This is a genomic window from Comamonas sp. 23 (assembly GCF_049601575.1).
Taxonomy (GTDB): domain Bacteria; phylum Pseudomonadota; class Gammaproteobacteria; order Burkholderiales; family Burkholderiaceae_C; genus Comamonas; species Comamonas squillarum.
The window spans coordinates 4,722,362-4,747,794 of sequence record NZ_CP187127.1 but is presented as its reverse complement, the minus strand read 5'-3'; the positions used below and the strand labels follow the sequence as shown (position 1 = coordinate 4,747,794).

The window sequence follows — 25,433 nt, the reverse complement described above, 5'->3', positions numbered from 1 at the left end:
GCTGCGCCGCTCCCATCCCATCCCACCAAGGGCTCCCGACAGGAGCCCTTTTTGCGTATGCGGGGCGTGGGCCGCGCGGCAGACCTCTCTGCCGGGGGGTAACGCGGTGGTGCGCCATCGGCTGCACGGTCGCTGTTATCCAGAGCAACGCCCCCATGGCCAACGACCTCTTGCACGCCATGGCGATCCAAACCGCCTGCGCTCCTCGCCCGGTGCCACCTGGGGTTTACCCAAGGGTAATTGTCAATGAACTGTTAGTAGATTCACAACAAATGTTTCTTAATGTTTTGTTAACCAAGCGGTCGGTACATTTTTTAACAGGTTGCAGATAATTGCGTCTTTGGTTTTTTGCTGAGAGAAGTGCTTTTATGTGGGTACTTGCTGCTTTTTGAAGAATTCGGAAACCAGGAAATTTTTTTCCTGAATTAATGCGTTTTCTCAATCGCAAATTGTTTTTTATTATTTATGTGGAAAGAACAATGATGCTCAAACAATCATGGTGGCCATTTTTGCTGCACGGCGCTAAGGCCAAGGCTGCGGTGCTGCTGTTGGCTGCCTCGCCGCTGTACGCGCTGGCCCAGGTGGCTGACGTGCAAATCACCAAATCCGGCCCATCATCGGCCGTGGGTGGCACGCCGGTGAGCTATGTGCTGGAGATGGATAACAACGGTCCCAACGCGGCGAATGGCGCGCGTTTTGAGGACGTGTTGCCCGCCGGTCTGGCGAATGTCACGCTGGCCTGTACGCTGGCCACGGGTGGTGCGACCTGCCCGGCCGATCTGGCCTTGGCCGGTGGCGTGGTGTCTGGCACGTTGGCCAGCTTTCCCAACCAGGGCAAGGTGCGGTTGGAGATCCAGGCCCGTTTTGGCGTGACGGGCCCCAGCACGTTGACCAATACAGCGACCATCAGTGCCCCGGCAGGGACCTCCGATCCGGTGCCGGGCTCCAACAGCAGCTCGATCAGCACGGCCATGCGCTATGAGGTGAACCTGGCCGTCACCAAGACGCAAAGCAGCGACAGCTTCCAAAGCGGCGTGCCGCTGACCTACACCATCAGCTTGCGCAACAACGGCGTGGGCGCTGCCGATGGCGTGGCGCTGTACGACCGGCTGAGCAACAGCTTTATCAGCCACATTGGGGCAGATCTGGTGTTCAACCAGTGCACGGCCAGCGGTGGCGCGCAATGCCCGGACAATGCCAGCTTCCCCAACCACAGCGGTGCCAACGACTACAGCCCGGTGTTCAACGCCACGGTGCCAGTGTTGCCGCCTGGTGGCGCGGTGGTCGTCACCTATACGATGACGCCTTATCTGGTGCCCAATGCCGCCTGCGGTCGCCCCGCCGGCCAGTTGTTCAACCAGGCTTCGCTCCAGCTGCTCGATGGCATGGTGGACACCACCCCGGCCGACAACCAGCAGACTGCCATTTTGCAGGTGCCCGGCACGCCCGCCTGTCCCACGACGGATCTGCAGGTGAGCAAGACCCAGGACCCGCCGGTGCCTGCCATGGGGGATCTGGTGACCTATACGATGACCTTGGTCAATGCTGGCCCGAACGCGGCCAACGGCGCCAGCATCGCGGACATCATCCGCACCCATGGCGGCTCGGCCAATTACTTCGCGGTCGACACGCAGTTTCAAAGCTGCTTCGCCGAAGGGGGCGCAGTCTGCCCACCGTCCTCGGAGTTCCTGGAGCCGAGCGGCAATGCCTCGTATGTGAGCTTGTTCAATACCCAGGTGCCGGTCTTGCCCGTCAACGGGCGGCTGACCATCATCTACCAGGTGCAAACCCGCTTCAATGGCAGCATTCCATGCGGGCGCACCCTGGGTGGTCTGAACAATGAGTTCTCGGCGAACCCGCCCGACAACATGACCGACTCCAACACCAGCAACAACGTGGCGTCGGTGGGTATCCTGGTGCCGGCCACGCCGGCATGCCCCAGAACGGATCTGGCGGTGACCAAGACGCAAAGCGCGGACCTGTACCAGCCGGGTGTGCCCGTCCATTACACGATGACCGTGACCAACAAGGGCCCTGCAGCTGCCGATGGTGCGTCCATCGCCGATCGTCTGATCACGTTTGAGTTGGCCAACCGCCTGGATGTGCAATCGTCTGCGATCAGCTGCTCAGCAGCCGGTGGTGCCGTGTGCCCGGACGCTTCAGTGTTTCCTGCGCCTTATACGGGCAGCATCAGCGGGTTTTCCTGGCCTTTCCAGGCGCAGGTGCCACAGCTGCCGGTGGGTGGCAGTCTGACCATCGGCTACAGCCTGACCTACAGCTATTCCCAAAGCAGCTGTGACTGGCCATCGGGCTATCTGGTCAACGAGTTCTCGGCCAACCCTGGCGATGGCGTCGAAGAGGCGGTGCCTTCCGACAACGTGGCCACGACGACCATGCAGCGCTTTAGCTGCTCGAACGTGTCGGTCAACAAATCGGTCAACCCGGTCACGGCCACCAGCGGCGCGCAGGTGACCTACGCGGTGGACATGCACAACGCCGGCCCGGCCGACACCAGCAATGTGGTCTTCTCCGATCCACTGCCCGCTGGCGTGGTGTTCAGCGATGCCAGCTGCAGCGTGCTGGTGGCGCCTGCACAGTGCGGCGCAACGGTCGACTATGACCCGGCCACCCGCACCGTGAGCAGTGTGGTGACGTCGCTGGGCAATGGCGGCGCGGTGCGCTTTGTCATCCAGACCACCGCGGGTGGCCAACCGGGCACCTACACCAATACCGCCTATGCGGCGGTACCTGCTGGCGTGATTGACCCCATCCTTGCGTCCAACGAGAGCTATGTGAACCTGCAGATCTTTGCACCGACGACCACCAAGACGGTGACCAAGAGCATTGCAGGCCTGGCGACGGGCTTGCCCCAGGCGATGACCTTCAGTGGCAGCCTGCGCTGCGGCACGCAGCCTGCGCAAACCTGGACGGCCACGGTCGCCGCAGGCGCGACCAGCGGCACCAGCGCAGCACTGACGGTGTTTGAAGGCGACAGTTGCACGGCCACCGAAGACACGCCGCCGGCGGCCCCTGCGGGCTATGGCTGGAGCGGTGCGCCAGAGATTGCCGAGCAGGCCCAGGGCTTTACGGTGACCAACCGCCTGCAGCGGCTGACGGGCGGTGTGCAACTGACCAAGCGCATCACCGGCCCGGCAGCAGGCGTTGCAGCCGCCAATGGCAGCTTCGACTTCAGCCTGGATTGCGGCCCGGACGGCATGCACACCGCCAGCGTTACGGTAGCCAATGGGCAAGAAGCCAGCGTCCACTTGGCCGATCTGCCTGCGAATGCCAGCTGCACAGTGACTGAGACGGGCAAGGCCGCAGCGCCTGCGGGCTACCAGTGGGGGGCGCCGGTGTACAGCGCCAACCCGGTGGTGATACCTGCTGGCAGCGATGTGGCGCTGAGCGTCAGCAATCCGCTGACCAGTGACGGCAGCGTGGTTGACCCCATCGATGGCGGCAACAACGGCAAGCTGCGCGCGGTGCCGGTGGGCAGTCCCTGGGCCTATCTGGTGCTGACGGGCCTGATCGCGGGCCTGGGTATGGCGCGCAGAAGGCGCATGCTGTAAGCGCGCAGCGCTTGAGCGCTGCGACCTAGCCAACCCGTGCCCGGCCGCCTCAGCAGCCGGGCACTTTGGCGAATGCGGCCGCCAGATGGTCGATCAATGCCCGCACCGCCGGCAGCATGCCCCGGCGCGAGGCGAATACCGCATGCACTGCCTCCTTGCGCGGGCCCCATTCGGGCAGCACTTTGACCAAGGTGCCTTTGTCCAGCTGCTCGTGCACCATGATCATCGGCAACTGCACGACACCCAGGCCGGCCATCGCCGCACTGCGCAGTGCCACCATGTCGGTCGTGATCAGGCGAGGCGTGTGCGGGACCTGGATGCTGGGCATGCTGTCGTGTTCGAGCTTCCACACAAACTGCTGCTCGGGCGAACCCAGCCAGAGGCTGGGCCACTGCGACAGATCGGCAGGGCTGCGCACAATGCCCTGGCGCGCGGTCAGGATGGGGCTGGCCACCAGGTGCTGGGCATGGACAGAAAGCATGCGCACCGACAGGTCACTGTCCTCCAGCGGCATGGTGCGCACGCGGATCGCCAGGTCAAAGCCCTCGCCAATCACATCGACCGGGCGGTTGGTGGCCTCCAGCTGGATCGTCACCTCGGGGTACATGACCATGAAGTCGGTCAGCATGCGCTCGACCAGTTCATGGAGCAAGGTGATGGGGCAACTCAGGCGCACGACGCCCCGGGGCTGGGACTGCACCGCCTCGATGCTCAGCTGCGCGGCCTCGGCCTCGACCAGCATGGCCTTGCAGTGCTGGTAGTAGGTCTGACCCAGCTCGGTCACCGCGAACTTGCGTGTGGAGCGCAGCAAAAGGCGCACGCCCAGGCGCTCTTCGAGCAGCGCAATGCGGCGGCTGAGCTTGGACTTGGGCATGCCCAGCGCGCGCCCGGCGGGCGCAAAGCCGCCATGGTCGACGACTTGGACGAAATAGAACAGGTCATTGAGGTCGAATGTCTGCATGGGGTGCTCTGCGGGATGGTCTTATCGTTCAAAAAATAGAACTATCAAGGCGAATTATGCCGTCTACCGCTCGCAGTGTTTCAACCCCACAATAACGGTACAGCCTTCCGACACCTAGCTTGGAGGCCAGACAGGAATCCCCGATGAAAAACGTACAGCATGTCCAAGACGCACCCCGCCAGCACTGGGTTGGCGACGGCTTTCCTGTGCGTTCACTGTTTTCCTACCAAAGCCACGGCAAGCTGCTGAGCCCCTTTTTGCTGCTCGATTTTGCCGGCCCGGCCGAGTTTGCCCCTGCCAGCGCGCCGCGCGGTGTGGGCCAGCACCCGCACCGGGGCTTTGAGACCGTGACCATCGTCTATGACGGCGAGGTCGCGCACCGCGACTCGACCGGCCAGGGCGGCGAGATAGGCCCTGGCGATGTGCAATGGATGACGGCCGGCGCTGGCATCCTGCACGAGGAGTTCCATTCGCCTGCGTTTACCGCCCATGGTGGCACGCTGCGCATGCTGCAGCTGTGGGTCAACCTGCCTGCCAAGGACAAGGGCGCGCCCGCGGGCTACCAGGCGATTGTCCAGTCGCAGATCCCTGCGGTGGCCTTGCCTGGCGGCGGCCAGCTGCGCGTGATTGCCGGCGATTACCAAGGCCAGCAGGGCCCTGCCAAGACCTTCACGCCGATGCAGGTCTGGGATCTGCGCCTGGTCCCCGGTGAAAAGCTGGAGCTGGAGCTGCCCGAAGGCTGGAGCACGGCGCTGGCCATCGTGCAGGGCACGGTGCTGGTCAACGGCAACGATGTGGCGCGTGAGGCGCAGCTGGTGGTGATGGCCCAGGAAGGCCGCAAGCTGACACTGGAGGCCAATGGCGATGTCGCCTTGCTGCTGATGAGCGGCGAGCCGATTGACGAGCCCATCGTCGGCTACGGCCCCTTTGTGATGAACAGCCAGCAGGAGATCGTGCAGGCGGTCAATGACTTCAACAGCGGCAAGTTTGGCAGCATGCGGGCTTGATCGGCGGGTCTGAGATGCCGCAGCCGTGTTGAGGCGGCCATAAAAAAAATGGACACCTTGGTGTCCATTTTTTCGTTAAGCGCTTGCCAAGGACAGCAGCTTACCAATTCGCCTTCATGCGGTCATAGACCCAATCGCCAAAGCGGCGGTGCGCCTGGGGCGTGTAGTTCACCAGGTCGGAGAACAGGTACTGGTCGACCTTGGAGGCTTCCACCAGGGTGTCGGCGGTGCACAGCGAGGAGTTGATCTGGTTGACGCCAATGTTCAGGCCATTGGTGGCATCTGCGGTGGTGCAGGCCGGATCAGTGGAGTTGGTGAAGCTGTAGCTGCCGGGGTTGCCGGTCATCGAGTTGAAGTAGTACTGCACGTCGGCGTACAGCACTTCGGTGCCCGACAGGCCATACAAGGCGTTCAGCAGGCCATTGTTGAAGGCGGTGGTGGCCGCTTCCAGCGTGTTCGATGGCTTGGGGTCGGCGCTGGGTTGCGCGTTGTCCAGGCTGGTGGCCCACAGCGTGCGGCCCAGGTTGGGCGTGCCCACGGTCAGCACGCGGGGGGCGCCTGCGCTGTTGAGGCGACGCACCTGCGCTGCCATCTGCTGGCCAGCGGTGGTCATGTCGGCCAGGTACTGGTCGCGGGTCTTGGTGCCGGCGGCGTATTCGTTGTAGCCGGCGATCACGTCGCTCATGCCGCCACTCATCAGCACAAACTGGTTGCTGGTGAAGGTTGGGTGGGCCGCCAGGTAGCTGTCGATCTGCGCGGTGATGGAGGGGGCATTGGTCACGCCGGTGGCATCGGGCTGGGAGACGCGGGCATTGCCGTAGGCATAGGCGGTGCCACCATCCTTGGCCGCGGTGATCGTCAGGTCATAGCGGTAGGCGATTTCACGCGTCCAGTTGTTGTAGCTGCCGTTGCTGACCGAGTAGGGACGGCCATTGGGGTTTTGGCCCAGGTCGGTCATTGCATCACCAAAGGTGATGATGCTGTCGGGGCGAATCGAGTTCGCGGTTGAGCTCGATCCGCAGGCCGCCAGCATGGCCACCGAGGCACCAGCCACGGCGGTCAACACGGTACGGCGCATCCAATTTGCTGCCATGTGAGTTCTCCAGTAAGTAGAGCGTAGTGTAGCGAGGCTGATCCAGGCCACCAAGGTGATGAGGTAAAGAGAGGTAAAACGCCAGGGGCTAGGCGGCTCAGCCAGCCGCCGCCGCGCGCTGCAGACGGTCGCTGACGCCTTCCCAATCTGCCGTCTCCGGCGGGGTTTCGATCCAGATGAGCTTGGCGCCCCAGTCGTCCAAGTCGCGCAGCAGGCCAAACAGCTCGCGGGCCGCAGCCAGCGGCGCATGGGGCATGGGCTGCAGGCGCAGATGGGGGCTGGCGCTGCGCAGTGGGCCGCGGTGGTAGATGGCGATATGCCGCGCGTCGGCCCCCAGCACATCGAGCGCCGATTGCAGCTGCTTGGCATCCATCAGCCTGACCTTGGCGCTGGGCGCATAGTGCGCGAGCAAGGTGCCCGAGGCGCGCGGGGTATCGGCCGTCAGCTCCTGCATCGACAGCGGGCGGGTGCCGCAGGCGCGCTCGATATCGTCGCGCGTGATGGCGCCGGGGCGCAGCAGCACGGGCACGCCACGCGTGCAATCGACAATGGTCGACTCAATGCCGATATCGCAGGCGCCGCCGTCGAGCACCAGCAGTGCGTCACCCAGTTCGGCCGCCACATGGGCGGCCGTGGTCGGGCTGACGCGGCCAAAGCGGTTGGCGCTGGGCGCCGAGACGCCCCAGACGGGCGGGCTGAGCTGCTGGCAGGCCTGCAGCACCGCTTGCGCCACCGGGTGCGAGGGGCAGCGCAGGCCCACGCTGTCCTGTCCGGCCGTCGATGCCATCGCCGCACCGGGCAGGCGCGGCAGGATCAGGGTGAGGGGCCCGGGCCAGAACGCATCGATGAGCTGCTGGGCAAACACCGGCACGGCCTTGGCGTAGCGCTGCACGCCTGCGGCATCGGCCACATGCACGATCAGCGGGTGGTCGGCAGGCCGGCCCTTGGCGCTGAAGATCTGCGCCACGGCGGCGTCGTTGTCGCTGTCGGCGGCCAGGCCGTAGACCGTCTCGGTCGGCAAGCCAACCAGTTGCCCCGCCTGCAGCGCCAGCGCGGCGGCGCGCACCGAGGCGTCGAGCTTTCCATCCAGAATCACGTGTAGTCCTCTTAGAACGCGGCAATGCCCAGGATGGCAGCAGCTTTGAGGGCCGTCTCGCGCACCTGCTCGGGCGTGGCAGCCGTGATGTTCAGGTGGCCCATCTTGCGGCCACGCTTGGCATCGACCTTGCCGTACAGGTGCAGGTGGCAGCCGGGCAGGGCCAGCACCTGGTCCCAGGCGGGGGTCTGCGCGCTGGCGCTGTCCTTGAACCACAGGTCGCCCAGCAGGTTGAGCATGATGGCAGCGCTGTGCTGGCGCGGTTGCACCAAGGGCAGGTTGGCCATGCAGCGCACCTGCAGCTCGAACTGCGACACATCCAGCGCGTTCTGGCTGTAGTGGCCGCTGTTGTGCGGGCGCGGGGCGATCTCGTTGACGACCAGCTGGCCGCCATCGAGCACAAAGAATTCCACGCAGAGCACGCCGACATAGTCCAGGCCCTGGGCCACCGACTGGGCCGCCGCAATGGCCTGCTCGGCCTGCGCGGCAGGCAGGTTGCCGGCATAGACCTCGGTCACCGCCAGAATGCCTTCGCGGTGCAGGTTGCGCTGCACCGGCAGGTGCACGATATCGCCCTTGCGGCTGCGCGCGACGATGACCGAGCACTCATGGGCGAGCGGCAGCATCTTCTCGAGCACGCAGGCCACCTGCTTGAGCTCGGTCCAGGCCGCAGTCAGCTCCTCGCGGGTCTTGACGCGGATCTGGCCCTTGCCGTCATAGCCCATGCGGGAGGTCTTCAAAATGCCGGGCAGCAGCGCGTCGTTGACGGCGGCCAGCTGCTCGGCCGTCTCTATGACCGCATAGGGTGCGCAGGGCACGCCGCATTTCACAAAGTGGGCTTTTTCCGCAGCGCGGTCCTGGGCGATGGCCACGGATGCGCCGGCGGGCGACACCGGCAGGCTTTGCGCGAGCTGGTTCAGCGCGGCGGCGGGCACATTCTCGAACTCGGTGGTCACCGCAGCGCACAGGCGCGCCAGCTCGGCCAGGCCTTGCGGGTCTTCATAGCCGCTGCGCACATGGTGGTGGCTGACCAGGCCGGCCGGGCTGGTCGCATCCGCATCCAGCACGGCGGTGAAGTAGCCCATCGACTGGGCGGCATGGGCAAACATGCGGCCCAGCTGGCCGCCGCCCAGCACGCCCAGGGTGGCGCCGGGCAAAATGGCTTGGGCCTGGTCTTGCGCCGAGGCGCTGTGGCTGGTGGTGCTCATGCGTTCACCGGCAAGGTCATGTTGCGGGCCGCTTCGGTCTGCTCGGCGCGGAAGGCATCGAGCTTGGCGCGCAGCGCAGGGTCTTCATTGGCCAGCATGGCCACGGCAAACAGGGCGGCATTGGCCGCACCGGCCTGGCCGATCGCGAAGGTGGCGACGGGCACGCCCTTGGGCATCTGCACGATGGAATGCAGCGAATCAACGCCTTGCAGGTGGCGGCTGGCCACGGGCACGCCCAGCACGGGCACCGGGGTTTTAGCGGCTATCATCCCAGGCAGGTGGGCTGCGCCCCCAGCGCCGGCGATGATGGCCTTGAGGCCCCGTTCTACGGCGCTCTCGGCAAAACGGAACATGTCGTCAGGCATGCGGTGGGCCGAGACCACCTGGGCCTCAAAGGCAATACCGAATTGCTGGAGAATGGCTACTGCGTGCTGCATGGTCTCCCAGTCGCTGCTGGAGCCCATGACCACGCCAACTTGGATGGGTGTCATAGTGTGGGTTGGCGGGTGTCTAAGGCAAGAATGCCGGCCCCGCGCCAGGGTGGAACCCGCCATTTTACTTTTTGCAGTGAAGCTGCCTGATCAACACGGATTTTTAGCGACATGATCGACGTCACCATTGAGAATTTTGAAGCCGAAGTCATCCAGGCATCCATGCAGGTGCCCGTGCTGGTGGACTTTTGGGCACCTTGGTGCGGCCCTTGCAAAACCCTGGGCCCCTTGCTGGATAAGCTCGAAGTCGACTACGGCGGCCGCTTCAAGCTGGTCAAGATCGATTCGGACCAGGAGCAGCAGCTGGCAGGCATGTTCGGCATCCGCTCCATTCCGACCTGCGTGCTGATGATCGGCGGCAAGCCCGTCGATGGTTTCATGGGCGCCCAACCGGAAGGCAAGCTGCGCGAGTTTCTGGACAAGCATCTGCCGTCGGAAGCAGCCATGGCCGCCGAAGCGGGCGCCGATGAGGCCCAGCAACTGCTGGACAGCGGCGATGTGCAGGCCGCGCTGCAGATGCTGCAAGAGTCGCTGGCGGCCGACCCCAGCAATGACGATGCCCGTTTTGACTATGCCCGCCTGCTGATCCAGACGGGCGCGGTGACCGAGGCTGAAGCCCAGATCGAGGAGCCGCTCAAGCGCATCCAGCAGCCGCTGCGCTTTGTGGCCTTGAAGGCCTGGGCCCAGGCGATCCGCTTTGTGCACGAGGACGACCGGGGCGATTGGCCGCTCGAGCAGTTCGACGCGGCCATTGCCGCCAACAAGCGCGACTTCGACACGCGCTTTGCCAAGGCGCAGGCGCTGATGGCCGAAGGCCAGTGGACCGCCAGCATGGACGAGCTGCTGGAGATCATCATGCGTGACAAAACCTGGAACGACCAGGCTGCACGCAAGCTGTTTGTCGCCATCCTGGAGCTGCTGACCCCGCCCAAGCCCAAGGCCGCAGACACGGTGCCCGGCACTACGGCCGGCGGCATTGCGCTGACGGGCAAGGCCAGCAAGCAGGAGGACGAGGTGGGTGCATTGCTCAGCAGCTACCGCCGCCGTCTGAGCATGGCGCTGAACTGAGCCCCACTGGCGCGGCGGGTGCTGGTAGGCGAGGGCCGGTTTTTTGGGCAGCGGCCCAGCCCTTCCTGTAAAGTAGTGGACCTACACCCCGTTGCAACTGCAAAACAGGGGTATGGTGGTTTGCACCTATACTGATAGCAGCAAAGCGGCGATGGGTGCGCGCAGGTGCCCATTTTGAGCGTCAATAGGCCCAAAGCTGTGGTCTTTGACGCTTGGGGCGCATGGGGCGTGCCGCTACCGCAGGAGAATCAACACCATGGGATTGTGGCAAAAACTGTTTGGCTGGCTGAGCCCCTCTGCGCCAACGGCTGCCCCCGCTGAAACCCCGACCCCGCACCCCGCCGCAGCGGCAGGCGGTACGCCGCAGGAGCCTGCGCGCGGCACGCGTGAGCCGGCCTTTGACCCGGCGGCCGAGCTGGCTGCGCCCTTGGTCGGCATGCCCAGCGCTGGCGATGTGCCCGCAGCACCCGCTGCCCATCTAGCAGCCGAGGCAGCGCCCAGCCCGCAGGCCGATCTGTTCGAGGCCGCAGCGGCCCGTGAAGCCGAAGTCCCTCCGTCCATTGCCGATCCCGCACTGCGCGAGGCGCTGTCCGCCTATGCCGGCATGGCCTGGGACCGCCAACTCGATTTTGCCGAGAGGGTGGGTGACCGCCCCTGGTCGGCCGATACGGCCCAGGGCCTGATCGCCTTTGGCGATGACCTGCGTTTTCGCATGCAGGTGCTGGGCTCCTACTCCTTCCAATCAGGCACCTGGCTGTGGATCTGGGCCCATACCCAGGCCGAGGTGGCGCCCGCCTTTACCGAAGTGGCACGCCAGCTGCAAGGCTTTGGCGCGGCCAAGAACCTGGCGCTGTTCACCGAGCCGCGCACCGCGCTGCGCCAGGAAGACCTGCATGTGATCGGCCTGATTGCCGCTGGCGCCGACAACAGCGCTGGCTACTACCTGGGCAACTATGGCGAGGGCATCTTGCTGGCGCTGATCGATCCCGACCATGGCCTGCCCACGACCGCGCCCCAGCCCGAACGTGTGCCGACCGTCGTGTCGCAACTGATCAGCGATTTCGAGCTGGACCACCGTGTGCTGCTGCAGCACTACCTGCCGGCCAAGGGCTTCAGCGTGCAGGAGACGGGCTCGCGCATCACCGGCCAGCATGGCCCACACCGCATCGTTGCCGATCTGGACGGCCAGGGCCGTATCAGTGCGATCTCCGGCAGCCTGGGCCCTGCCGTCTGATCGATCAGAAGCGGTAGTCCAGTGTCTTGCCGGGCGTACCGGCTGGCCCCACCTCGACACCCTGGTCGATCGTCTTGCCGCCATCGGCGCTGGCCTTGACTGTGTAGCGACCGCTGTCCAGGCGCAGCAGGCAGACGGGCCCTTGGGCCTGGAACTGCGCCACTTCCTGCCCCTTGCCATCGGCAATCACCACCTGGATCTTTGCGAGGTAGTCGCCCGACTTGGTCGCAAACAGCAGCGACAGCGGGTAGTCCTTCATCGCCGCACGCATCGCGGTCGATTCATCAATGCCAATGCCGCCGCAGACATACTGCACATCACCTGCTTTTTGCAGCGCGGGGTGCTGCGCATGGGCCGCAGTAGCCGACAGCAGCGCGGCGCAGAGCACGGCGGCACTCAGGGTGGGGGTGTGGTTTTTCAAGGCAGTCCTTTGCAGTCATGGATCTGCCTTGACTGTGCCTGGGCGTGGCTGTACCGCCTGTCAGCGAAGGGCGGACATGGCGGTACGCCTGCAGCGGCTTAAAAGCGTGGCAAATCTGGATGGGACAGCTTGCCCGCGCGCACCAGCATCTTGCCGTAATCAGCGCAGCGGTTCAGGGTCGGGATCACCTTGCCGGGATTCAGCGAGCCCTGCGGGTCAAATGCGGCTTTCAAGGCCAGCATCTGCGCGTTCTCCTCGGCCGAGAACTGCACGCACATGCTGTTGAGCTTTTCCACGCCCACGCCATGCTCGCCGGTGACGGTGCCGCCCATGGCAACGCTGGTCTCCAGAATGTCGGCGCCAAACAGCTCGCAGCGGTGCAGCTGGTCGGGGTCGTTGGCATCGAACAGGATGAGCGGGTGCAGGTTGCCGTCGCCGGCATGGAAGACATTGGCGCAGCGCAGCTGGTACTTTTTCTCCATCTGCTGGATGGCGAGCAGGATATCGGCCAGGCGCTTGCGCGGAATGGTCGAGTCCATGCACATATAGTCCGGGCTCATGCGGCCGCTGGCGGGGAAGGCGTTCTTGCGGCCGCTCCAAAAGCGCAGCCGCTCTTCTTCGTCCTGGCTGATGCTGATGGCGGTGGCGCCTGCGGCGCGCAGCACCTGGCTCATATGGGCGACCTCTTCGGCCACCTCTTCGGGCGTGCCGTCGCTCTCGCACAGCAAGATGGCTTCGGCGCTGAGGTCATAGCCGGCATGCACAAAGTCCTCGACGGCAGCAGTCATTGGCTTGTCCATCATCTCCAGCCCGGCCGGGATGATGCCGGCGGCAATCACGGCGGCCACCGCATCGCCCGCCTTGCGCACATCGTCAAAGCTGGCCATGATGCAGCGCGCCAGCTGCGGCTTGGGAATGAGCTTGACCGTCACCTCGGTGGCCACGGCCAGCATGCCCTCGCTGCCGATCACCGCGGCCAGCAGGTCGTAACCCGGCACATCCAGCGCCTGGCTGCCAAACTCGATGGGCTCGCCCTCGACGGTGAAGCCCTTGATCTGCAGCACGTTGTGCACCGTGAGCCCGTATTTGAGGCAGTGCACACCGCCGGAGTTCTCGGCAATATTGCCGCCAATGGTGCAGGCAATCTGGCTCGATGGATCAGGCGCGTAATAGAGGCCGTAGGGTGCCGCAGCATCGCTGATGGCCAGGTTGCGCACGCCGCATTGCACCACCGCCGTGCAGGCGGCCGGGTCGATGTGCAGGATCTGGTTGAAGCGCGCCATCGACAGGGTCACGCCCAGCGCAATCGGCAGTGCACTGCCGGACAAGCCGGTGCCTGCGCCGCGCGCCACCACGGGCACCTGCAGCGCATGGCAGGCCTGCAGCACCGCCTGCACCTGGGCATAGGTCTCGGGCAGCGCTACTACCAGCGGGCGCTGGCGGTAGGCCGTCAGGCCATCGCATTCATAGGGTGTGGTGTCCTCGTCGTGCCACAGCAGGCAGTCGTCGGGCAGCAGCTTGCGCAGGGCGGCCACGACTTCGCGCTGGCGTTCTGCGCGCTCGGTCAAGGCCGCTGGGGGGGTGGAGAGGTCAACCTGGCTCATGCCCACACTGTAGCAAGTTGCGGGCAGCGTGCCGGTCACCGGGGCAACCGCCTGCCGGCAGCGCCCCGGGGGGGCATCAGCGAAAGATGACCGTCTTGTGGCCGTTCATCAGCACGCGGTACTCGCTGTGCCACTTCACTGCGCGGGCCAGCACCTGGCTCTCGGTGTCCTGGCCGCGGGCGGTCAGGTCTTCGACGGTGTCGGTGTGGTAGGCGCGGGCCACATCCTGCTCGATGATCGGGCCTTCGTCGAGGTCGGCCGTCACATAGTGGGCGGTGGCGCCAATCAGCTTCACGCCCCGGTCATGGGCCTGGTAGTAGGGCTTGGCACCCTTGAAGCTGGGCAGGAAGCTGTGGTGGATATTGATCGCACGGCCCGACAGCTTGCTGCACAGGTCGTTGGAGAGCACCTGCATGTAGCGCGCCAGCACGACCAGCTCGGCGCCTTCGGCCTCGATGATCTCGAACTGCTTGGCCTCGGCCTGGGCCTTGGTCGCCGCCGTCACCGGGATGTGGTGGAAGGGGATGTTGTAGCTGGCCGCCAGCTGGTAGAAATCGCGGTGGTTGCTGACGATGGCGCGGATGTCGATCGGCAGCAGGCCTTCCTTCCAGCGGAACAGCAGGTCGTTCAAGCAATGGCCCTGGCGGCTGACCATGATGACGGTCTTGATTTTTTCATCGGCCGCATGCAGGCGCCAGTGCATCTCAAAAGGCTTTGCAAAGGCATCCAGGTCTTCGCGCAGCTGGCTGGCAGCGCCGGTGCTGGCAAAGCGCACGCGCATGAAAAACAGGCCAGTGGCCGGGTCGTTGAACTGGGCGGCTTCTTCAATATTGCTGCCGTGCTCCAGCAGGAATCCGGATACCGCGTGGACCAGCCCCCGGCGATCAGGGCACGAGAGAGTGAGGATGTAAGCGTTGGTCATAACCTGCCATTGTCGCAGCGTTGGCCCGGGATCCTCGGTAAAACCCTCGCCCAATGGGATGGATGCGGATCGGGATGAGGCGCAAGGCGTCTTTCGCAGTCAATAGCGAGCTATTGACAAGGAAGGCAACGCAGCGGATCGCCCGAGCCCGCATTCAGACCATGGCAGGGATTTTTGCCGAGGATCCCTTGGGGAGTTCCCCAGTCGGGATTTGGTTTTATACCCTGGTAAAACGAGGTTCCGACTTTGTAAATAAACGTCAAGATTATAAATTTATTGTTCTGTCATCCTGTGGTTATCTGGGCAAGCAGCTGACCCGGAAAACTGCAGAAAATCAAAGACATCGACCAGAACCCGTGCGGCTTTGAAGAGGATGGTGGATAAGCGCTTCCTCGCTTTCCAGGCGTTGGCAGCACGGCATTTCCGCAATCAGTCCAAGCGGGTATGCAGCCACACCACAAGGGTGGTTTCGTGGTTTTCATGTTCGGCAATTGGGGGTAGATTGGCAGTTGGTCTCCAACCCCAAGTGAGTTTGGATTGGCCTATCGATTTCACCAAACTGCCGCCCTGACCGTGGGCATGCCCGAGCGCCATGTCCCGCTGCATGGGGCCGGGGTGCGGGTCGTCTGGCGCCAGTGCTGCCCCAGGGGCGGCCATCGCCGTGATCTGCGGGCACACGACCGATTTTTTGAGGATTTAACAGATGAAACGCGACACCATCACCCCGTCTCCCCAGGCCCTGGCTGCCCAGGCACCCCAGGCCATCAGCCTGGATGTGCTCAAGGAGAAGTACTTCAAGGGTGATGAGTCCAGCATCGAAGACCTGTACAGCCGCGTCGCACGCGCGCTCGCGGCGGTGGAAAAGCCCGAGCTGCAGGCCGAATGGGAAGCCAGGTTCTACGCCAACCTGCATGCCGGCGCCATTGGCGCGGGCCGCATCATGTCGGCCGCCGGTACCGACATCCAGGCCACCTTGATCAACTGCTTTGTGCAGCCGGTGGGCGACTGTATCCAGGGCTTTGACGACGAAGGCTACCCCGGCATTTACGAGGCGCTGCGCGAAGCGGCGGAGACCATGCGGCGCGGCGGCGGGGTGGGCTATGACTTCTCGCGCATCCGCCCCCGGGGCGCCGAGGTCAAGGGTACGGCCTCGATGGCCTCGGGCCCTTGCAGCTATATCAATGTGTTTGACCAGAGCTGCTCGACGGTGGAATCGGCCGGCGCACGCCGGGGCGCGCAAATGGGCGTGCTGCGCATCGACCACCCCGATGTGATGGAGTTCATCACCGCCAAGCGCACGCCGGGCCGCTGGAACAACTTCAATGTGTCGGTGGGTGTGCCCGATGCCTTCATGCAGGCGGTGGTGGACGATGCCGACTGGCAGCTGGTGCACAGCGGCAAGCCCAATGCCAAGCTGCGCGCCGAAGGCGCGGTGCTGCGGGATGACGGCCAGTGGGTCTACAAGACGGTGCGTGCCCGGGCGATGTGGGACACGATCATGACCTCGACCTATGATTTTGCCGAGCCGGGCATTTTGTTCCTCGACCACATCAACGACGACAACAACCTGCGCTACTGCGAGCGCATTGCCGCCACCAACCCCTGCGGCGAGCAGCCGCTGCCGTCCTACGGCTGCTGCGACCTGGGCCCCATCATCCTGACCCGCTTTGTGCGCAACCCCTTTGGCTTTGGCGGCCTGCCGAGCTTTGATTTCGACAGCTTCGAGCAGGTCGTGGCCACCCAGGTGCGTGCGCTGGACAATGTGCTGGATGCCACCTTCTGGCCGCTTGAGCAGCAGCGCGAGGAGTCGGCCGCCAAGCGCCGCATTGGTGTGGGCTTTACCGGTATGGGCAATACCTTGACGATGCTGACCCTGCGCTACTCCGACCAGGAAGGCCGTGACATGGCCAAACGCATTGCCGAATGCATGCGCGATGCCTCCTACCGCGCCTCGGTCGGCCTGGCCAAAGAGAAGGGTGCCTTCCCCAAGTTCGATGCCAAGGGCTATCTGGCCAAGGGCACCTTTGCCAGCCGCCTGCCCCAGGACATCCAGGACGACATCCAAAAACACGGCATCCGCAACAGCCACCTGCTGTCGATTGCGCCCACCGGCACCGTCTCGCTGGCCTTTGCCGACAATGCCTCCAATGGCATCGAGCCAGCCTTCTCCTGGACCTACACGCGCAACAAGCGCGAGGCCGATGGAAGCAAGAGCCAGTACCAGGTCGAGGACCACAGCTGGCGCCTGTACCGCGAGCTGGGCGGTGATGTGGAGCAGCTGCCTGCCTACTTTGTCTCGGCGCTGGAGATGTCGGCCACCGAGCACCTGGCGATGATGGAAACCGTGCAGCCCTATGTGGATACCGCCATCTCCAAGACGGTGAACATCCCTGCCGACTATCCCTACGAGGACTTCAAGAACCTGTACCTGCAGGCCTGGCGCGCCAATCTGAAGGGCCTGGCCACCTACCGCCCCAACAGCATTCTGGGTGCGGTGCTGGAGACCACGCCGGCCGCCAAGCCCGAGGCCCCAGCCGCCGAGAAGGCCCCGGCAGCGGCGGTCGTGGACCCGATGAAGCTGGTGATCGAGCGCCGCCCCGAGGGCGAGCTCAGCGCCGTGGCCGACAAGGTCGAGTACTGGACGCAGGAAGGCCAGCAGCGCCTCTACATCATCGTCTCCTTCCTGCCGGTGCCCAGCGCCGACGGCAAGAGCATGGTGGACCGCGCGGTGGAGTTCTTCATGCCGGTGGGCCAGAGCGGCGAGTCGCAGCAGTGGATTACCTCCAGCATGCGCCTGCTGTCGCTGGCCGCGCGCGGTGGTTTCCTCGAGCGTGCGTTGGCCGACATGCGCAAGGTCGCCTGGGACCGGGGCCCCGTGCGCCTGGGTACCTACCAGCGCGCCGATGGCACCCATGTGCCGATGTGGCATGACTCGGAAGTGTCCGCCATCGCCTACGCGGTGCAGCAAATCCTGGAGCGCCGCCGCCAGCAGAACCTGCCAGGTATCAGCCACTCCACCCTGACCCCGGCCGTGCCCGCCCCCGTGGTGAGCCAGGCGATGCAGACCATGGCTGGGAAAAAGTGCAACGAATGCGGCGCCCATGCGGTGATCCGCAAAGATGGCTGCGAGTACTGCACCTCCTGTGGTGCAGTGGGTGCCTGCGGCTAAGCCTGAAGCAGGGGCTGAACCTGGCGCCTTGCCCCCTAACGAAGAACGCCCGTGTCGCAAGACCGGGCGTTGGTGTTTTCAGGCTGCTTTGAACAGGTTCTCAGACGGGCATCAGCGCTGCGGCACCTTGGGCAGGAAGATGGCGACCATGCCCAAGAGCGGCAGGTAGGCGGCCATCGCGTAGACCTGTTCGATACCGCTGCGGTCGGCGATAACGCCCAGCACGGCGGCGCCCAGGCCGCCCATGCCAAAGGCCAGGCCAAAGAACAGGCCCGAGACCATGCCGATCTTGCCGGGAATCAGCTCCTGCGCGTAGACCAGGATGGCCGAGAACGCGGAAGACAGCACCAGGCCGATGATGATGGTGAGCACCACCGTCCAGGCCAGGCTGGCGTGAGGCAGGATCAGCGCGAACGGCGCCACACCCAGGATCGAGGCCCAGATCACGGGCTTGCGGCCGATGCGGTCGCCAATCGGGCCGCCCACCACCGTGCCCACGGCGGAGGCCAGCAAAAAGACAAACAGCAGCAGCTGCGCGTTTTGCACGCCCACGCCAAAGTGCGCCATCAGGTAGAAGGTGTAGTAGCTCGAGAGGCTGGCGATGTAGAAGTATTTGGAGAAGATCAGTACCAGCAGTACGCCCACGGCGCCCAGCACCTGCGAGCGCGGCAGGCCATTGGCCACCGGGGTGCGCGCGCCTTTGGCCGCGCGGTGCTGCACGGCGTACCAGCGGCTCACCCAGGCCAGCAGCGCAATGCCGCCGAGCGCCGCCAGGCCAAACCAGACAATGCTGCGCTGGCCAAAAGGCACGATCACCGCTGCGGCCAGCAGCGGGCCTAGCGCCGTGCCGGTGTTGCCACCCACCTGGAACAGCGACTGCGCCATGCCATGCTTGCCGCCCGAAGCCATGCGGGCCACGCGCGAGGATTCGGGGTGGAAGATCGACGAGCCCGTGCCTACCAGGGCGGCGGCTACCAGCACCGTGCTGTAGTTGGGCGCAAAGGCCAGCAGCAGCAGACCGCCCAAGGTAAAGCACATGCCCAGCGGCAGCGAATAGGGCGTGCTGCGCTTGTCGGTGTAGAGGCCCACCAGCGGCTGCAGCAGCGAGGCGGTGACCTGGTAGACCAGGGTGATAAAGCCGATCTGGCTGAAGCTGAGCTGGAAGTTGCCTTGCAAGATGGGGTAGAGCGCCAGGATCAGCGACTGCATCATGTCGTTGACCATGTGGGCGGTGCTGATGGCACCTAGCACGCCAAAGGCGGTGCGGGGCGGGGCAGCTTGGCGCTGGGCGGGATGGGCGGCGAGGGAGGAGTTCATGGCGGCATGGGCCTGTGCGGTTCAAGACAAAGCCGCCATGCTAGGGCCGGGCCATTTGCCTGTCTTGCGCATTTTGGGCTAAAGTCTTCGCAAAACGGACATTTGATGCCTTACTACTTCCAGACGCTGGAGGAGATGGAGCGCAGCCCTGTGCCCATCGCCTGCCATGCCACCGATTACGCGCCGGGCAGCAGCACCGGCACGCACCGCCACCCTTTCCACCACCAGCTCATCCATGCGGTGCATGGCGTGATGCTGGTCGCCTCCGACGGCGGCCAGTGGATCGTGCCGCCCACGCGTGGCATCTGGATGCCGGCGGGTACCGAGCACCAGGTGCGCCATATCGGCGAGGTGCGCATGCGCAGCCTGTTTGTGCGCCCCCATGCCGCGCCCGGTCTGGCCGAACAGGCGCAGGTCGTGGGCATCTCGCCGCTGCTGCGCGAGCTGATTCGCGCGGCGATGCAGATCGACATCCCTTACGCGCCCGATTCACGCGATGGCCGCTTGATGCGGCTGCTGCTCGACGAGCTGCAGGCGCTGCCGGTGCTGCCGATGCACCTGCCCAGCCCGGCCGACCCGCGGCTGCAGCGCATCTGCGGGCATATCCAGCGCAAGCCCGACGATCAGGCCACCTTGGCTGATTGGGCGCGTTTTTTCGAGGTGGACCCCAAGACCTTGCAGCGCCTCTTTCTGCGCGACACCGGCATGGGCTTTGCCCGCTGGCGCCAGCAGGCGCGGCTGCTGCAGGCGCTGGAGCGGCTGGCACAGGGCCAGAAGGTGATCGATGTGGCGCTGGCGCTGGGCTATGACAGCCCGGGCGCCTTTGCCACCATGTTCAAGCGCCAGTTCGGCCAGACGCCGTCGGGGTTCTTCCGCTGATCAGGCGCCAGGTGCAGGATGCTGCGCAAACACCTCCTTGGCCACAAACAGGCCATTGAGCGCGGCCGGAAACCCGGCATAGACGGCCATCTGCATGATGATCTCCACCACCTCCTGCTGGCTGCAACCCACATTCAGTGCCGCCTGGATATGCACCTTCAGCTGCGGTGCCGCATGGCCCATCGCGGTGAGGGCGGCCACCGTGGCTATCTCGCGGCTTTTGAGGTCCAGCCCCGGGCGGCTGTAGATGTCGCCAAAGGGGAATTCGATCAGGTAATCCGCAAAGTCAGGCGCGATACCGGCCAGGCTGGCCACCACCTGTTCGCCGGCATGGCCATCTATCTCGCGCAGCTTGTCCAGGCCACGTTGGTAGCGGGAGGTTTCAGCCATGGTTCGGGTCCTTCTTTGGAGCGGCGTTTTTGCGGGGCGGCGCAGAGTCCGCGCTTTCCAGCGCCTGGTAGTGGGCAATCTTGTCTTGCAGCGCCTGGGCGGCTTGCTGCATCGCGGTGATTTCGGCCTGCACCTCGGCCAGGTGCGTTTGCAGCATGGCGCGCCGCGCTGGCACGGTGGCATCGCCGGTGCTGCGCAACTGGGCGAACAGGCGCATCTTCTGGATGGGCATGCGGGTGGTGCGCAGGCGGGTCAGAAAGGCGAGCCAGGCCAGGTCTGCTGCGGCATAGCGGCGTTGGCCGCCGGCTGCACGCGCTACGGCGGCAATCAGGCCAATGCGTTCGTAATAGCGCAAGGTGTGGGCGCTCAGCCCGGTGCGTTGCGATGCTTCTTCAATGCTGAGGGGTGGTTCCATGCAGGCATTGTCGAAGTTAGAGCGCACTCTAAGTCAAGCGTCGCCGCCGCTTTTGGGCAAAAAAAACTGTTTGCGCCTGGAGGGTACGCAAACAGCGGGGATGGGGGGCGAGAGGTGCGGCGTTTAGTGCACGATCACCGGTTGCTGGGCCAGGCCGGTATAGCGGTCCAGTGTGGCCTCGACTTCTTCTTCCGTCGGCGCATTGGCTTGCCAGGCCTGGATTTGCTGGTGGAACATTTCTGCCCAGGCACCATCGAGGTACAGCTCCTTGCCGCTGCGCTTGTCCACAATCTCAAAACCCTGACGCTGCAGATGGCGCAGCGGCTCGGTAACGGTGGGGTTGGTGACGGAAGCACCATCGTTGGACAGGGGCAGCTCTGGCGTCAGGTGCAACACCACAAAAGAGTCCGAGTCGTAAATCATTTGCATGATGTTCCTCCTTGTGAAGTGCAGGTGGTGGCAGTTTGCGAATTTGCAAGTCTGCGTCCACATGTCCGTTGTAGCAGGTTTTGATGGCATTCCTGGCAATTGGCGCCCTTTTTACGGCCAAACGTCGCAAATCAGGGACGTATCGCGCAGGCTTTGTCGTACAAAGCCGCGCAGCGCGGCGGTTCAAGGCGGGCTGTCCACCGTTGCCGCCTGCAGTTGCAGATCGGCAAAATCGCCATTGGACTGGGACAGGCGGATGCGCACCGGCAGGTACTGCAGCGACGGGGCCAGCCACAGGTGGGCCGTTTGGTCCTGGCCCTTGCGCGGCTGGCGCGTCAGGCGCAAGCTGGGGGTGGGCCCGGCGGGCAGATCCAGCGTTTCGGGGCCGTCGACGACAAAGGTCCAGACCTCGGCGCTGCGCGCGCTGGTCACGTTGATCGCCACCGTGCTGCCCGGCGCATAGCGCTCGGGGTTGGCCGCCACCATGCTCGAGAGCTGCAAAAAGATCGACAGCCGGTCTTGTACGCCAGCGCTCACGGCCTGGGGCTCGTCGCCGTCGCTGTAGCGGATACGGGCTGCCGGGGCATCGAGCTCGGCGCTGCGCTCTTTGCGCGCCTTGTCGACAAAACGCTGGGGCGCCAGGCCATGGGGCGTAATCAGCCCGCTGCTGGTCTGGCTGCGGCTGCCCATCAAAAAGGCCGACACCTCCTGCTCGGCCTGGTAGCGCTGGCCATCGGACTTGAACGTCAGCTGCGCCTTGGCCGAATACTGGAAGCCCTTGGCCGAGCCCTTGGCCTGGAACTGTAGCCGCGCCGAGGGCGGCAGCTTGATCGCTGGCAGCGGGCCGGCATAGCCGGGGCTGCCAATGCCTATCGCGGGCGCGGGTTCGCTGGCGCTAGCACTGGGCGCCTCCGTCTCGGCCTTGGCCTCCGAGGTGGATGGGCTGGCATCGCCCTGGTCTGCAACGGCATGGAGCGGCTGCAGATCGGCCGCAGAGCCGGGGATGGGCTCCGGCATGGGCGCGGGGCTCGCTTCGCCGGATGCGAGCAGTTGGTCCAGAGCCGAAGGGGCAGCGGGTGCCGCGTCGGCTTCTGTGGTGGGCGCTGCCTCCGAGGTGGCTGGTTTTTCGGTGGACGCTTCCCGGAACTTGGGGCCCACACTCGCGCGGCTGGCGGGCGCCTGTTCTGGCGGCGCTTTTTGGACCTGGGGCCGGGGGGCGGCAGGCGCCGCTTGCGCCATGCTGGGCCTGGAGGCCAGCGTGGGTGCAGGCGGCACGGCAGCCGGGGGCGGCGGGGCTATTTGGCGCACCTCAAAGCGCAGCTCCTTGGGGGTGCTGCCGGTGATGCGCGCCTTTCTCAGCGCCTCCTGCACCCCGGGCCAGGCCAGCAGCAGCCCATGGGCGGCCAGCACGGCAAAGGTCAGCAGGATGAGGGGGCGTTGGCGCATGAGACGCCCAGTGTAGTGCCTGCTGCGCAGGCCCACAGGGCAGCTGGATTAGGTTGGCTGCAGGGCCTGGCCGCCTGGTTCAGTGCCGCTGTAACCCAGCGCGTGCGAGAGCTGGGCGGCGATGGTCTGCAGGCCCTGGGCGATCGCGCCTTGGGGGGCGGGGTCGAATGTGGCCTGCGTGCCCAGGCTGGTGATGCCCAGCACCAACTGGCCGCGCGCATCGAAGACAGGCGCACACAGTGCGACCACGCTGGGCAGCAGGGTGTCGACCACGCAGGCGGTGCCCTGGCTGCGCACCTGGGCGAACAGCTGGTGCGCGGCGGCGGCGGTCTGGGGCAGGTCGCTGCGCCCGGCCAGGCGCGCCTGGGCCAGCTCGCGCTCCAGGGCGGCTTCGGTCCGTGCGGCGGGCAGCCAGGCGCCAAAGCAGCGCCCGGTAGCCGATGAGAGCAGCGGCATCACATCGCCCAGGCGCAGGTGGCCGGTGGTGCCGTGGGGCGGCTCCTCCCAGTGCACGATGGTGGCGCCATGGTTGCCCCAGACGGCCAGCGCCACCGTGTGGCCCAGGCGGTCGAGCCAATCGGGCATGCGCTCGCGCGCCAGCCGCACCGCATCGCTGCGGCGCAGTGCCGCCAGCCCCAGCTGCAAGGCCATCGGGCCCAGGTCGTAGCGCGAGGTGGCCGCCTCCTGCTTGACCAGGCCGCTGCGCTGGTAGCTCACCAGATAACGGTGGGCCTTGGCTGCCGGCATCGCAGCGGCCTGCGCCAGGTCTTTGAGTGCCAGCGGCCCACGGGCCTCCACCAGCGCCTGCAACAGCGCAAATCCCACCTCGACTGACTGAATGCCTGCACGATCCTTGTCCATGGCGGTAGTTTAAGGTATTCTAAAAAAAAGGAATGCGTTTTACTAATCGTAATTTGGCAGCATAAAGCATGGCCATCGGCATGTGCAAGGGCTGCGCCAAGCACCCAGCCCGGGGGCAATCTGGCACGATAGAGGCATGTTTGACTGTGAGACACCGGTATGAAGCTTGCAAGCTATAAAGACGGATCGCGCGACGGCCAGCTGGTCGTCGTCTCGCGCGACCTGCGCACGGCCCATTACGCCTCCGGAATTGCGCACCGCCTCCAGCAGGTGCTCGACGACTGGTATTTCTACGCCCCCCAGCTGCAGGATCTGTACGACGCGCTCAATGCTGACCGCGCGCGCCACAGTTTTGATTTCAACCCCGCCCAGTGCATGGCACCGCTGCCGCGCGCCTACCAGTGGCTCTGCGGCGCCGCCTACCTGAGCCATGTGGCCTTGCTGCGCCAGGCGCCGGGCGAGGATTTGCCCGCTGCGCTGAAGACCGATCCCTTGGTCCACCAAGGCGCGGGCGACGCCTTCATCGGCCCCTGCGACGACATCGTCGTGGCCAGCGAGGCCATGGGCATTGATTTCTCGGCCGAGCTGGCCGTCATCACCGGCGATGTGAAGCAAGACAGCAGCCCCGAAGATGCGCTCGACAGCGTGCGCCTGCTGATGCTGGCCAACCCGGTGAGCCTGCGCCAGCTGCAGGCGGCCGAGCAGGACAAGGGCGCGGGCCTGGTGCAGAGCAAGCCAGTGACGGCCTTCAGCCCGGTGGCCATCACCCCCGATGAACTGGGCGACGCCTGGCGCGGCGGCAAGGTGCACCTGGCCTTGCAGACCAGCTGGAACGGCCGCAAGGTCGGCATGTGCGATGCGGGCCCGGAGATGGATTTTCACTTTGGCCAGCTGATCGCCCATGCCGCCAAGACGCGCCACCTGCGCGCCGGCACCGTGCTGGGCAGCGGCACCGTCAGCAACAGCGGCGCCGAAAAGCACGGCCGCATGGACTGGCCCAAGGGCTACGGCTGCATTGCCGAAAAGCGCAGCATGGAAGTGCTGCAAAAAAGCAAGAGCACCACCGGCTTCATGCAGTTTGGCGACACGGTGCGCATCGAGATGAAGGGCAAGGACGGCCACAGCCTGTTTGGCGCGATTGACCAGAACGTGGCCTCGCTCTACCAGACGCAGGCCGATGCCGTGGCCGAGCCGGAGGCCGCTGCATGACGGCCAGGCTGCATGCATGCCTGCGGCGGACGCAGCCGCTGCGGCGCCGTGCATGCAGCCCTGCGGGCCGCAGGGCGGCGCTACTCGGGCAGGCTGGTCTGGCGCGCGTGCTGCAGCAGGCGGTCGAGCAGCACACTGAGCTGCTCGCGCTCGTCGATCGTCAGCGCCGAGAGAATCTCTTCATTGCGGCGGGCGATGACCACCATCACTTTTTCCCAGCATTCGCAGCCCTTGGGCGTGAGGCTGAGCACCACGCCGCGTCCATCGACTTCGCTGGCTTGCTTGAGCACCAGGCCCTGCTCGACCAGTGCCTGGGTGGAGCGGCTGGCCTGGGCCTTGTTCAGGTTGGCGCGCATCGCCAGGTCATTGACCGACAGGGGATGGAACGCGCCAATGGCTGCCAGGCAGCGGGCCTCGCTGATAGGAATGCCCACCTCTTCCTCGTACACCATCTGGGTGGTGCGGTCGGTGACTTTGGCCAGTGCATGCAGGCGGTGGGTATAGGTACGGTCCAGCGGCGTGTTCAACGCGTCTCCTTGGTTTTGTATCAATGCTGGCTGGGAAAACAGCTACCGCGACTATGTCACGGAGCCCCGCTTTGCGGAAGCGCCCAGGGCACGCCCACGTCCAGTATTTTCCCTAGG

Annotated in this window: 22 protein-coding genes; 7 read left to right on the top strand and 15 right to left on the bottom strand. The window is 65.1% G+C overall.

The window, feature by feature from the left end; translation table 11 throughout:
• The first annotated feature begins 482 nt into the window (after positions 1-482).
• Complete coding sequence (locus ACPEE1_RS21420) at positions 483-3,569, top strand: DUF5979 domain-containing protein (protein ID WP_423934815.1); 3,087 nt, start codon at positions 483-485, stop codon at positions 3,567-3,569.
• A 49-nt stretch (positions 3,570-3,618) separates the two neighbouring features.
• On the opposite strand, the gene ACPEE1_RS21415 is transcribed toward ACPEE1_RS21420, so the two are convergent.
• The gene (locus tag ACPEE1_RS21415) at positions 3,619-4,530 is read right to left on the bottom strand and encodes a LysR family transcriptional regulator (protein ID WP_423934814.1); all 912 of its coding nucleotides are present in this window, start codon (positions 4,528-4,530) and stop codon (positions 3,619-3,621) included.
• Positions 4,531-4,673: 143 nt separating this feature from the next.
• Between ACPEE1_RS21415 and ACPEE1_RS21410 the strand changes: the two genes are divergently transcribed.
• Positions 4,674-5,537 (top strand): pirin family protein, encoded by an 864-nt coding sequence (locus ACPEE1_RS21410; protein ID WP_423934812.1) that lies wholly within the window; start codon positions 4,674-4,676, stop codon positions 5,535-5,537.
• Between the two features lie 100 nt (positions 5,538-5,637).
• Here ACPEE1_RS21410 and ACPEE1_RS21405 read toward each other — a convergent pair whose 3' ends face one another.
• The 4 genes from ACPEE1_RS21405 to purE form a co-directional block, all read right to left on the bottom strand.
• Complete coding sequence (locus tag ACPEE1_RS21405) at positions 5,638-6,630, bottom strand: SGNH/GDSL hydrolase family protein (protein ID WP_116926143.1); 993 nt, start codon at positions 6,628-6,630, stop codon at positions 5,638-5,640.
• A gap of 97 nt (positions 6,631-6,727) precedes the next feature.
• Positions 6,728-7,726: an L-threonylcarbamoyladenylate synthase gene (locus ACPEE1_RS21400; protein WP_116926144.1), complete on the bottom strand. Its 999-nt coding sequence runs from the start codon at positions 7,724-7,726 to the stop codon at positions 6,728-6,730.
• Between the two features lie 11 nt (positions 7,727-7,737).
• Entirely contained in the window at positions 7,738-8,934 is a 1,197-nt protein-coding gene (locus ACPEE1_RS21395) for a 5-(carboxyamino)imidazole ribonucleotide synthase (protein WP_423934811.1), read from the bottom strand.
• On the bottom strand, positions 8,931-9,425 hold the full coding sequence (purE, locus tag ACPEE1_RS21390) for a 5-(carboxyamino)imidazole ribonucleotide mutase (protein ID WP_116926146.1): 495 nt from the start codon (positions 9,423-9,425) through the stop codon (positions 8,931-8,933). Before purE ends, ACPEE1_RS21395 begins: the two co-directional genes overlap by 4 nt.
• A gap of 111 nt (positions 9,426-9,536) precedes the next feature.
• On the opposite strand from purE, the gene trxA reads away from it, so the two are divergent.
• The gene (gene trxA, locus ACPEE1_RS21385) at positions 9,537-10,493 is read left to right on the top strand and encodes a thioredoxin (RefSeq protein ID WP_116926147.1); all 957 of its coding nucleotides are present in this window, start codon (positions 9,537-9,539) and stop codon (positions 10,491-10,493) included.
• Between the two features lie 256 nt (positions 10,494-10,749).
• The gene (locus tag ACPEE1_RS21380; protein ID WP_182344767.1) at positions 10,750-11,727 is read left to right on the top strand and encodes a DUF6882 domain-containing protein; all 978 of its coding nucleotides are present in this window, start codon (positions 10,750-10,752) and stop codon (positions 11,725-11,727) included.
• A gap of 4 nt (positions 11,728-11,731) precedes the next feature.
• On the opposite strand, the gene ACPEE1_RS21375 is transcribed toward ACPEE1_RS21380, so the two are convergent.
• The 3 genes from ACPEE1_RS21375 to purU form a co-directional block, all read right to left on the bottom strand.
• Positions 11,732-12,148: a carboxypeptidase regulatory-like domain-containing protein gene (locus tag ACPEE1_RS21375; RefSeq protein WP_232539502.1), complete on the bottom strand. Its 417-nt coding sequence runs from the start codon at positions 12,146-12,148 to the stop codon at positions 11,732-11,734.
• Positions 12,149-12,246: 98 nt separating this feature from the next.
• A complete protein-coding gene (locus tag ACPEE1_RS21370; RefSeq protein WP_423934808.1) occupies positions 12,247-13,752 on the bottom strand; it encodes an FAD-linked oxidase C-terminal domain-containing protein in 1,506 nt (501 codons plus the stop codon).
• Between the two features lie 76 nt (positions 13,753-13,828).
• Positions 13,829-14,674 (bottom strand): formyltetrahydrofolate deformylase, encoded by an 846-nt coding sequence (purU, locus tag ACPEE1_RS21365; protein WP_116926151.1) that lies wholly within the window; start codon positions 14,672-14,674, stop codon positions 13,829-13,831.
• A 703-nt stretch (positions 14,675-15,377) separates the two neighbouring features.
• Here purU and ACPEE1_RS21360 point away from each other — a divergent pair.
• Complete coding sequence (locus tag ACPEE1_RS21360; protein ID WP_116926152.1) at positions 15,378-17,843, top strand: adenosylcobalamin-dependent ribonucleoside-diphosphate reductase; 2,466 nt, start codon at positions 15,378-15,380, stop codon at positions 17,841-17,843.
• 111 nt (positions 17,844-17,954) lie between these two features.
• On the opposite strand, the gene ACPEE1_RS21355 is transcribed toward ACPEE1_RS21360, so the two are convergent.
• A complete protein-coding gene (locus ACPEE1_RS21355) occupies positions 17,955-19,160 on the bottom strand; it encodes an MFS transporter (RefSeq protein WP_423934806.1) in 1,206 nt (401 codons plus the stop codon).
• Between the two features lie 105 nt (positions 19,161-19,265).
• Between ACPEE1_RS21355 and ACPEE1_RS21350 the strand changes: the two genes are divergently transcribed.
• Entirely contained in the window at positions 19,266-20,039 is a 774-nt protein-coding gene (locus ACPEE1_RS21350) for an AraC family transcriptional regulator (RefSeq protein ID WP_116926211.1), read from the top strand.
• Here the strand turns inward: ACPEE1_RS21350 and ACPEE1_RS21345 are convergent, their stop codons facing one another.
• From ACPEE1_RS21345 to ACPEE1_RS21325, 5 genes are all read right to left on the bottom strand, one after another.
• Positions 20,040-20,429, bottom strand: coding sequence for a carboxymuconolactone decarboxylase family protein (locus ACPEE1_RS21345; RefSeq protein ID WP_116926154.1), 390 nt, complete (start codon positions 20,427-20,429; stop codon positions 20,040-20,042).
• Positions 20,422-20,844, bottom strand: a complete 423-nt coding sequence (locus ACPEE1_RS21340; protein WP_182344771.1) for a MerR family transcriptional regulator — start codon at positions 20,842-20,844, stop codon at positions 20,422-20,424. Before ACPEE1_RS21340 ends, ACPEE1_RS21345 begins: the two co-directional genes overlap by 8 nt.
• A gap of 123 nt (positions 20,845-20,967) precedes the next feature.
• Complete coding sequence (locus ACPEE1_RS21335; protein ID WP_021027590.1) at positions 20,968-21,273, bottom strand: BTH_I0359 family protein; 306 nt, start codon at positions 21,271-21,273, stop codon at positions 20,968-20,970.
• Between the two features lie 183 nt (positions 21,274-21,456).
• Positions 21,457-22,719 carry a DUF3108 domain-containing protein gene (locus ACPEE1_RS21330; RefSeq protein WP_423934803.1) on the bottom strand — a complete coding sequence of 421 codons (1,263 nt, stop codon included), beginning with the start codon at positions 22,717-22,719 and terminating at the stop codon, positions 21,457-21,459.
• Between the two features lie 48 nt (positions 22,720-22,767).
• Positions 22,768-23,580, bottom strand: a complete 813-nt coding sequence (locus ACPEE1_RS21325; protein WP_116926157.1) for an IclR family transcriptional regulator — start codon at positions 23,578-23,580, stop codon at positions 22,768-22,770.
• A gap of 159 nt (positions 23,581-23,739) precedes the next feature.
• Between ACPEE1_RS21325 and ACPEE1_RS21320 the strand changes: the two genes are divergently transcribed.
• Positions 23,740-24,789 carry a fumarylacetoacetate hydrolase family protein gene (locus ACPEE1_RS21320; protein ID WP_260718748.1) on the top strand — a complete coding sequence of 350 codons (1,050 nt, stop codon included), beginning with the start codon at positions 23,740-23,742 and terminating at the stop codon, positions 24,787-24,789.
• Positions 24,790-24,869: 80 nt separating this feature from the next.
• Here ACPEE1_RS21320 and ACPEE1_RS21315 read toward each other — a convergent pair whose 3' ends face one another.
• Positions 24,870-25,316, bottom strand: coding sequence for a MarR family winged helix-turn-helix transcriptional regulator (locus ACPEE1_RS21315; RefSeq protein ID WP_021025643.1), 447 nt, complete (start codon positions 25,314-25,316; stop codon positions 24,870-24,872).
• Between the last annotated feature and the right edge of the window lie 117 nt (positions 25,317-25,433).

Excerpts from the sequence above, each read along its gene's own strand:
- ACPEE1_RS21420 (WP_423934815.1), top strand. The coding sequence starts at position 483 with ATGCTCAAACAATCATGGTGGCCATTTTTGCTGCACGGCGCTAAGGCC.
- ACPEE1_RS21325 (WP_116926157.1), bottom strand. The coding sequence starts at position 23,580 with ATGGACAAGGATCGTGCAGGCATTCAGTCAGTCGAGGTGGGATTTGCG.
- purE (WP_116926146.1), bottom strand. The coding sequence starts at position 9,425 with ATGACACCCATCCAAGTTGGCGTGGTCATGGGCTCCAGCAGCGACTGG.
- ACPEE1_RS21370 (WP_423934808.1), bottom strand. The coding sequence starts at position 13,752 with ATGAGCCAGGTTGACCTCTCCACCCCCCCAGCGGCCTTGACCGAGCGC.
- ACPEE1_RS21405 (WP_116926143.1), bottom strand. The coding sequence starts at position 6,630 with ATGGCAGCAAATTGGATGCGCCGTACCGTGTTGACCGCCGTGGCTGGT.
- ACPEE1_RS21355 (WP_423934806.1), bottom strand. The coding sequence starts at position 19,160 with ATGAACTCCTCCCTCGCCGCCCATCCCGCCCAGCGCCAAGCTGCCCCG.
- ACPEE1_RS21380 (WP_182344767.1), top strand. The coding sequence starts at position 10,750 with ATGGGATTGTGGCAAAAACTGTTTGGCTGGCTGAGCCCCTCTGCGCCA.
- ACPEE1_RS21410 (WP_423934812.1), top strand. The coding sequence starts at position 4,674 with ATGAAAAACGTACAGCATGTCCAAGACGCACCCCGCCAGCACTGGGTT.
- ACPEE1_RS21415 (WP_423934814.1), bottom strand. The coding sequence starts at position 4,530 with ATGCAGACATTCGACCTCAATGACCTGTTCTATTTCGTCCAAGTCGTC.
- ACPEE1_RS21340 (WP_182344771.1), bottom strand. The coding sequence starts at position 20,844 with ATGGAACCACCCCTCAGCATTGAAGAAGCATCGCAACGCACCGGGCTG.
- ACPEE1_RS21360 (WP_116926152.1), top strand. The coding sequence starts at position 15,378 with ATGAAACGCGACACCATCACCCCGTCTCCCCAGGCCCTGGCTGCCCAG.
- purU (WP_116926151.1), bottom strand. The coding sequence starts at position 14,674 with ATGACCAACGCTTACATCCTCACTCTCTCGTGCCCTGATCGCCGGGGG.
- ACPEE1_RS21350 (WP_116926211.1), top strand. The coding sequence starts at position 19,266 with ATGCCTTACTACTTCCAGACGCTGGAGGAGATGGAGCGCAGCCCTGTG.
- ACPEE1_RS21335 (WP_021027590.1), bottom strand. The coding sequence starts at position 21,273 with ATGCAAATGATTTACGACTCGGACTCTTTTGTGGTGTTGCACCTGACG.
- ACPEE1_RS21320 (WP_260718748.1), top strand. The coding sequence starts at position 23,740 with ATGAAGCTTGCAAGCTATAAAGACGGATCGCGCGACGGCCAGCTGGTC.
- ACPEE1_RS21345 (WP_116926154.1), bottom strand. The coding sequence starts at position 20,429 with ATGGCTGAAACCTCCCGCTACCAACGTGGCCTGGACAAGCTGCGCGAG.
- ACPEE1_RS21330 (WP_423934803.1), bottom strand. The coding sequence starts at position 22,719 with ATGCGCCAACGCCCCCTCATCCTGCTGACCTTTGCCGTGCTGGCCGCC.
- ACPEE1_RS21395 (WP_423934811.1), bottom strand. The coding sequence starts at position 8,934 with ATGAGCACCACCAGCCACAGCGCCTCGGCGCAAGACCAGGCCCAAGCC.
- trxA (WP_116926147.1), top strand. The coding sequence starts at position 9,537 with ATGATCGACGTCACCATTGAGAATTTTGAAGCCGAAGTCATCCAGGCA.